The 7,643-nt window shown below is 30.9% G+C and carries 9 protein-coding genes and 1 pseudogene; all 10 read right to left on the reverse strand.

All coding sequences use genetic code 11. From position 1 onward, the window contains the following. Positions 1-13: 13 nt before the first annotated feature. Positions 14-601 carry a hypothetical protein gene (locus DW650_RS17700; protein WP_118210695.1) on the reverse strand — a complete coding sequence of 196 codons (588 nt, stop codon included), beginning with the start codon at positions 599-601 and terminating at the stop codon, positions 14-16. Positions 602-1,219: 618 nt separating this feature from the next. Beyond that, a complete protein-coding gene (locus tag DW650_RS17705) occupies positions 1,220-1,456 on the reverse strand; it encodes a hypothetical protein (RefSeq protein WP_118210696.1) in 237 nt (78 codons plus the stop codon). Positions 1,457-1,471: 15 nt separating this feature from the next. Further along, positions 1,472-1,615 carry a hypothetical protein gene (locus DW650_RS19600; protein WP_158576238.1) on the reverse strand — a complete coding sequence of 48 codons (144 nt, stop codon included), beginning with the start codon at positions 1,613-1,615 and terminating at the stop codon, positions 1,472-1,474. A gap of 120 nt (positions 1,616-1,735) precedes the next feature. Beyond that, the gene (locus DW650_RS17710; RefSeq protein ID WP_118210697.1) at positions 1,736-2,383 is read right to left on the reverse strand and encodes a type III toxin-antitoxin system ToxN/AbiQ family toxin; all 648 of its coding nucleotides are present in this window, start codon (positions 2,381-2,383) and stop codon (positions 1,736-1,738) included. 352 nt (positions 2,384-2,735) lie between these two features. Next, the gene (locus tag DW650_RS17720) at positions 2,736-3,467 is read right to left on the reverse strand and encodes a hypothetical protein (protein ID WP_118210699.1); all 732 of its coding nucleotides are present in this window, start codon (positions 3,465-3,467) and stop codon (positions 2,736-2,738) included. A gap of 9 nt (positions 3,468-3,476) precedes the next feature. Beyond that, the gene (locus DW650_RS17725; protein WP_118210700.1) at positions 3,477-4,757 is read right to left on the reverse strand and encodes a PIN domain-containing protein; all 1,281 of its coding nucleotides are present in this window, start codon (positions 4,755-4,757) and stop codon (positions 3,477-3,479) included. Position 4,758: 1 nt separating this feature from the next. Further along, positions 4,759-5,781 carry a hypothetical protein gene (locus DW650_RS17730; protein WP_118210701.1) on the reverse strand — a complete coding sequence of 341 codons (1,023 nt, stop codon included), beginning with the start codon at positions 5,779-5,781 and terminating at the stop codon, positions 4,759-4,761. 21 nt (positions 5,782-5,802) lie between these two features. Continuing rightward, positions 5,803-6,393 carry a hypothetical protein gene (locus DW650_RS17735; RefSeq protein ID WP_118210702.1) on the reverse strand — a complete coding sequence of 197 codons (591 nt, stop codon included), beginning with the start codon at positions 6,391-6,393 and terminating at the stop codon, positions 5,803-5,805. Positions 6,394-6,504: 111 nt separating this feature from the next. Further along, a complete protein-coding gene (locus tag DW650_RS17740; protein ID WP_118210703.1) occupies positions 6,505-7,500 on the reverse strand; it encodes an InlB B-repeat-containing protein in 996 nt (331 codons plus the stop codon). Continuing rightward, positions 7,481-7,643, reverse strand: a pseudogene (locus DW650_RS17745) (transposase); the annotation flags it as partial. The pseudogene DW650_RS17745 and the gene DW650_RS17740, both read right to left, overlap by 20 nt.

Here is a 7,643-nt window from a genome sequence, read left to right on the forward strand (position 1 = left end):
AAACTGAGTAATTTTATCTTACATCAGTTTGGAGGTTTACACAAACTTTGGGATGCTCCACACTTCTTCTATTGGCATCTTCGTAAATTGGAATTTCATATGGTGTATATACTTCATCAAAATGCCAGTCTACATTTAAAAACCTACAATTCCTAAATCTTGGATCTGATTTGGTGATATATGTTACAAATGCATCCATCTTTTGTTGATTGTCTGGATCTTCCTGATATGCTTTAATTGCTTCTTCTGTTGCATCTATTCTGTCATTAAGCGATATTACCATTGATTCTACACAGCAAGTTGTTTTTCCTCCACCTTTTCCAGTGTATAATTTATCTAAATAAAAATCCTTTTCCCCCATTTCACTTACAACATCAACCTTTTTCTTACCACCAGTTCTTCTTTTACAATATTTTTTGAAATACTGATTATAAGTAAGTCCTTCTGTATTGTTAATAGGATGTAAATTGAATTTCTTAAATTCCTCACATATATGGTCATTCTTGTATTTATTCTTTGCACGGATTCTGGTTTGTTCCGATTGCACCGAATTCATTTTTGCATAGCTAAACTTTATAACCCTTTTTATTGCTACTGCCATATTTATTCCCCCTCACTTTGAAACTTTTCAATGTAAAATAAATATGACTGTTGGATTTTCGGCTTAATTGCAAATAAAAAAGACCACCGAAGTGACCTTATACTACTTTTCATTAATTTGTACTTCTTCATTTAACATTTCATAATCAAATAATATTGTTGTACTTGCATAATTCCAATAATTACTATCAGAAAGTATCATAGAATAACCAGCAAAATTATACTCTTTCAAGTATTGTAAAATGCTATCATAATCCAACAATGTACTGGCAACATAATATTTTTTGCCTTTCTTTGTTTCAAATAGGATTAAATTATCTATAAGTTTTGCCAGATATGCTTATATTGATGTTTTATAAAAAGTAACCTGATTTACAATAGTCCTGTATATAGATACTTCATCTTATTTCCCTGTATAGCCTTTTTTATGTCTATCTTTACAACATATCATTTATAACGATACAGCGATTATGTATTTTCCTATACAGTAGTCTTGTATTATCCTTACAATACCTGTTGTAAACCAAATACAACACCTCATTAATTATCTATACAACTATTCAATGGTTATTCTTACAGATGTCCTGTAAAGCCTTGAATTTACTGGTTTTCTGTATAGCTAAAATAAATCATTTAAGCCAAAGCACAGTATCTTATCATGTAATGACTGCATTTCCATTAATGCTACCATACAATCATTTTCGCTATAATATTCTGAATAGAAATCATCATCTGTATCAAGCTTTCCACAAGCTATTTCATATGCTGCTTCAAATGCATGATACATAATATTATTTGATTCCTTCAAATCCATTACTTCATTATAATGCTCTTCAAATGCTTCTGTATCATCCAAATCTTCAGATACCAGTTACAGACAATCAGCAACCTTATTTCTAAATTCATAATAGTTATCTTTCAGATCTTCTAATGGCGGCTCCTTTCCAAATAATGTAATAAATAGTTTACAATTTGAGTTTTTACATCCTTCTGTCCAAGTTTCTAAATCAGGCATCTTAATTCCTCCTTATTCAATTTTATAACTGTTGTTCTCTGTTTGTGCTCGCATGTTAACTCTCTTATTACTTTTTGTAAAGTAAATTTATACATAAATAGAAAAGAACCGACTAACCATTCAGGTTATGTCAGTTCCCAATAAGCATTTTCCCTTATATTCATCAAATGCTTTTTCTAATTTTCGATAATCGCAATGATACTTTAAAACTTTATTTTTTGAAATCTGTTTATCATATATTTTTGTAGCTTTCTTCTCTATTTCATCTGCTATTTCTGTTAAAAAATTATATTCTTTAATCATCAAAAATGTTCTCTGATTATCGCTCCTCGACATACTGCTACTTATATCAAATTTTACTTTCTGATATACACTTTCGTCAACAGGAAACATCTTGCGTAAATCTAAAACAGATAAAACTCTTTGTCTATAATCTTTCCGCTTGTCTTTATCTATTTTTTTCAAAATATCCTGATTTTTTATTTCCACAATAACATCATCTGATTTTACTGGATCTTCTGTAATATCAATTACCTCATAAATTCTATACCAACTTGCAGTAACATCCGCCCAATCCTTATGTTTATCTTTCCCTGAAGTTAAAGGTATTACATATTCTCTGCCATCATTATTCAATAATATTCCTAAATGTGGTTTTAATTTGTAATTTGGATCATTTTTATCAAAATAGATTTCAGGCTCTATTTCATGTAAATATTCTAAATATTTAATATCTATGTATACAAATTGTACTTTATCAAACTTCATATGTGTCTGCTCATCTTTCTATTTTCATTGGAATACACAAAACTACTGATACAAAAAATGGGAAGCTAACGCTTCCCTTTATCGTTCCACACTTCAACGCCTTTGGCAGTGGCACGCCAACCTATATCGTTCTGCATTTCAACGTCTTTGGTAGCAGCACACCAACCTATATTGTTCCACACTTCAACGCCTTCGGTAGTGGCACACCAAAACTCAACCATCATTGTCTTTAATATAACCATTATACCAAACACAACAATTCTTTGTATAATCATAATATGACAGAAAAACTATTTTGTCAATGTTTTTTTCCCGCCTATTAGCTTAACCATATTTAATCGCAACTATACATTTATACTTCTTCTGGCATCCTAAATGCCAGTGTTTCTAACAAAGCGCAAAAAAATCTTATACAATATTGTAACTCAGACCACAAACCAATTTTCCGATCCATATAAGCATGAATACAATTTCTATTCTTTTGTATACTTCTTAATACTTCTATATCATCCTGATCCAGTATTCTGTTTATCTCATAAAAGGAAATTATTTCATCTAACATTACTTTTTCTATTGGGTGGATTTTTACGTGATATTTAATTTCATCACGTACAGCTTCCTTTATTGAACGAACATATTCTCTTTTTATTTTTCCTTCTTCCATCAAATTATTGAGAGTGTCAAAAACAGCATTTTTCACTTCATTTTCAGAAAATTCTTCCCATTGTTGCCAATTGGCACTTTGGTAATCTTGAATATATATTGATAAAAATATCTGTAGTGCAACTTCAGTTGCTGCCCCTAACAATATCCAAGATTTCATCTTTAGACCACTTACAGCATTACCTTCTAAATCTTCATATGTATAGTAAAATATGTCCTCCATATTCTCGGAGAGTGCATCTATAACCGCCTCGAATCGTTGCATACTTTTTTCATTTACTAATTTTTGTACAATAATATTACTTGACTGATTTGCTAAAATAAGTGCCTTCTGCACAAATTTATCTGAAACTTCTATAAGATAGGACTTCATATCTTCCCATCCCATATCTATTTCTCCATCCCAAATATAATCTTTCATACTCTACCTCTAATGTTCTGGTGCACAATCTATGCAGAAACCATTTCCTCCATCATTTTCAAATGATATTGGTCTTCCACAATCTGGACAAGTTGTATAAGGTTTATCTCCTGTATACTCTTCCTCATCCCAATCGTCCACCGTATTTCTTGTTTCGTCTCTTTTAAGCAGAGTCCAGTCATTCATTAAAATAACTGTTTCCTTCGGAATAAATATAGTTTCAGGTTCAACAGTAATATTTAAAATAGACTCATCAAATTCCTCTAATAATTCATTAAATTCATTAACTTTCTCTTTTATTGCTTTCTCATCCAGTTCACCAATATTTAATGTCATTGTGGCTTCAAATGAAACTCCATGGCATTCTTTATATTCAACGAATTCTTCCCATAAATATCTATCTTCGTCATCATCATAGAATGAATTATCTTCGTCTCTTTCTGTATATTCTACACAAATTTTTGCTGACATTTCTAATGTAACCTCTGCCGTTCCTTCATCTGTGACGTCAATATACCCTACTTCATGATTCACATATTCAACATCATCAATATCAAAAACATCATAGAAATCCTCTATATTGCAATTTGCTGAATATATTTGATCTACAATATGCTTTTGTATAAAATCATCAAATGCTCCACTCTCTATTTCTTTATTAATAGCAACAGCCAAATATTCCGTATGTAAAATAATATAGTTTATAAATTTATTTAGGTTATCAAAAGGAACTATTGATTTTTCATTCCTAAATGATTTTCTTACTCCCTTATCCACTGCCACTACAAATAATTTTTCCGCAAGCTCATTTTCCTTTATAATTTCAAAATAATCACGAATAGATTCTATTGTTATTGCATCTTTAAATTCATTTGGTTTTTTATTCTCAAACGGCAATAATCTCTTAAAATAATTATCTAAAATGGCATCTACATTTACACTTTTTGTTGGAATTTTAATAGCACAACATGACTTTAAATAATCATCCCATGCTTTCCACTGCTGCCCAATTAACTTCTGTTCATTAAGTAAATCCAAATGTCCACCCCATTCCTTAACATTCCTAAAAGGTGCAAACCCTTTGTTTTTTACAGCAGCATTGTATTCTCCGACAGCTTCTTTTATATAACTTTCAATGTGTTGCTTTACTTCCCTATATATTACTTCATTATATAACAATACTACCTTTCCTGTTTTTGTCATATCTTTTAGTTTAGTAAATTTACCATTTTCAAATGAAAAATTACTTTCTTCATAAATATTTGTATCTAAAAACACATAATATGCCATACTACTCCCCCTGTAAACTATATTTTTCCGATAAAAAATTTGGAATTTCCTCCATCTTTACTGGTTCATATTCTTCTAAAATACTATCAATATCCATATAACCAAAATTAGGTAACCCGTTTAATTCTCTACTAAGCTTTTTCAGGTTTTCATCTGTTTCTATCTTTTCCTGTATTCTTTTAGAGAAAAAATAATTTTCCGTATAGGCAAACATTATATAATTTATATACATTAATTTTTTTTCTTCTGAAATGCTATTCAATTGATGTCTTAACTTTTTATAATTTTTTTCTTTTCTATGACAAAATAATAATACTACTGTCTCATTCTCAATTGGGAAAATACATAAATGCACATTTTGTATCCTATAATTCGGATCTTCACTATATACATCATTTACAATATCCCCATTCATATCCTTATATATTGCAATGGGTGACTGCGCCGCCACAGGTGTAACATAAGGAAGTTTTTTCCAATATAAGATTTGGAAACATCCAGATTTTTTTTCATCACTTATTTCTTTGTAAAATCTAAAATCCTCTAAATATTCTTTTGTATCTAATCCTTGAACTTCATCCAAAATTTCCTTGTTTTCAAATACATTGCTTTCTCTCTGTATAATGTTAAAAATTTCTTTTTCTTCGCCTCGTTTACTAAGCATTAACAACATATTCTTCATTGCAATCTCTGCCAACATATTATCAGACGGATAATTTATCAATGCATCTCTATTTTCGTAATCTTGAAATAGTATTCCATCACACTTTCTACATATAAAGTGAAATGTACCCGCATTATTAATTCCCTTTTCTATATCCAATACTTCTACTCCCACCAATGCATTAGAATGGAGTAATTTTCCATCTTCTGCAATTGTTTTTAATATCATTTGTGGAATTAAATGGGAATTGCAAAAGCTTGTCTGTGCTTCCCCACACACAATACATTTGTCTGGTTTTGCTGTATTTTTTGCCCTTTTTAATATATTAGCGATCTTTTTTCTTTGTTCTATATTATCCATTCTTCTATATCTCCAAGCATATTATATGTTTTGTATTATCCCTGACATCTGTCCTAAATATGGCAATATTGCAATTAATGCATCTGCCCCTTTATCCGCTAAGAATTTTAATACTCCTACTATTTTTTCCCTTGCCTTTTCCCTTTTGCCACTCCTCACTGCTGCATCTATTCCAGATAATTTATCTTCTAACTCTTCCTTTTCCTCTTTTGTCACTATTTTATCTGGTATCTGATTAATGATTTCTATTGCCTGATCCAATGTGATATTTATATTAATATTATTAGAATTATTGGCATTAGCAGACACGTTAATATTTCCCTGATTTAATCTCGCTAATTCCAATTCATCTTTCCGTTTCTGTTCTTCCAGCTCCAAATTATCTTTATAATTAATCAATTTGGCTTTTATTTTATCCATGTCACCATCATAATCAATTTTATGCCCCTCTCTATGTCGACGGACATACGAATCTAAGCCACTTGACATATTGCTTATTTCGCTTCCATACACACCAATTACTTCTCTCAAAAAGTTTATTTTTTCATTGATGCTAATATTTTTCTCACTGCACAAATCAATATATTTTTCGAGATTTTCTATCTTTCCCATATCCGTACTTTCCTACTTACTTTTGTATTCTTTCTATAATTATATACCCAATAACTTTACTGAACAACAAAAAAAGACAGCCGAAGCTGTCGAATTTTAGACGCTATTAATTTATTTCAATTTTAAATCTATCCAGTCATAGATACTTGCAAATAAGCTCATTTTTCTTGTCTGTGTCATTGTAAACATCACTTCTACTTTATGATCAACTTTTACATTTAAAAAATTATATTTTGTTACTGGTGTTATTGATACACCATCAATTTTTAAGCTACTTGTTGTATAGCCATCTGCTGGTACGATGAATACTGATGTACTGTCAGCATATTCAACTTTACTACTATTTGATAATACACCGCTTCCATTTTCACTTATTGTTATTGTATAAACATTTTTTTCAAATACTGCTGTATACGCTTTATTTCCAGTAGAACCTTTTGATACACTAACTGATTTTTGTGGTGCTGTGCCATTACTTCCTGTCCACCCAGTAAATGTATAGCCTGCTTTTGTCGGACTGTTTAATGTAAATGTAGCTGTTTCTATATTGTAAGACGTTTTATTGCTTGCGGTGCCACCATTTAAATTGTAAGAAATCGTATAGTCAATAGGTGTCCAACGCGCATAAAATATTGTATCTGCTGCAATATCTACTGTAGATGTAGACGTTATTTTATTTCCACCTGTTTTGGCATCATACCAGCCTGCAAACGTATATCCTGTTCTGGTTGCAGTTGGTAATGTTCCATATGTCTTTGTGGATGTTACTGTCTTACTGCTACTTCCAGATAATGTACCACCATTTGCATTAAATGTTGCTATATAATGTGCTAATGTTGCTTTACCTGTTATAGAAGCAAATCTTGAATCAGCTTGACTAAGAGAAAAGAACCCGTATGAACCCGACTCGATTGGTGATGTATCTGTATAATTTATATATAATGTCCCATCTACATATACTTTTATGTTTTTTCCACTTGTGACAATTCTTACTGTTCTATATGCTGAACGTGTCCAATACAAATCACTTACACCAACACACTTGGTAAGATTTGTATATGAAAACTGTTGACCATTCAATTTATATAAGAACATCTTTTTTCCCATTCATATCGATACCAAGGGCAATGTAAACCGCACGTTTTACAATACGTCCTTCACTGCGGACGTGATAGTGGATTGCATCCATAAATACTACAGCATACACTTCTTCCAAAGGGCGTTCCTGCCATTCTTTTACAATCGGCAGA

Origin of the sequence: Roseburia sp. AM23-20, from assembly GCF_003470905.1 — a bacterium.
GTDB lineage: Bacteria > Bacillota > Clostridia > Lachnospirales > Lachnospiraceae > Roseburia > Roseburia rectibacter.

Excerpts from the sequence above, each read along its gene's own strand:
- DW650_RS17700 (WP_118210695.1), bottom strand. The coding sequence starts at position 601 with ATGGCAGTAGCAATAAAAAGGGTTATAAAGTTTAGCTATGCAAAAATG.
- DW650_RS19600 (WP_158576238.1), bottom strand. The coding sequence starts at position 1,615 with ATGCCTGATTTAGAAACTTGGACAGAAGGATGTAAAAACTCAAATTGT.
- DW650_RS17710 (WP_118210697.1), bottom strand. The coding sequence starts at position 2,383 with ATGAAGTTTGATAAAGTACAATTTGTATACATAGATATTAAATATTTA.
- DW650_RS17720 (WP_118210699.1), bottom strand. The coding sequence starts at position 3,467 with ATGAAAGATTATATTTGGGATGGAGAAATAGATATGGGATGGGAAGAT.
- DW650_RS17725 (WP_118210700.1), bottom strand. The coding sequence starts at position 4,757 with ATGGCATATTATGTGTTTTTAGATACAAATATTTATGAAGAAAGTAAT.
- DW650_RS17730 (WP_118210701.1), bottom strand. The coding sequence starts at position 5,781 with ATGGATAATATAGAACAAAGAAAAAAGATCGCTAATATATTAAAAAGG.
- DW650_RS17735 (WP_118210702.1), bottom strand. The coding sequence starts at position 6,393 with ATGGGAAAGATAGAAAATCTCGAAAAATATATTGATTTGTGCAGTGAG.
- DW650_RS17740 (WP_118210703.1), bottom strand. The coding sequence starts at position 7,500 with ATGGGAAAAAAGATGTTCTTATATAAATTGAATGGTCAACAGTTTTCA.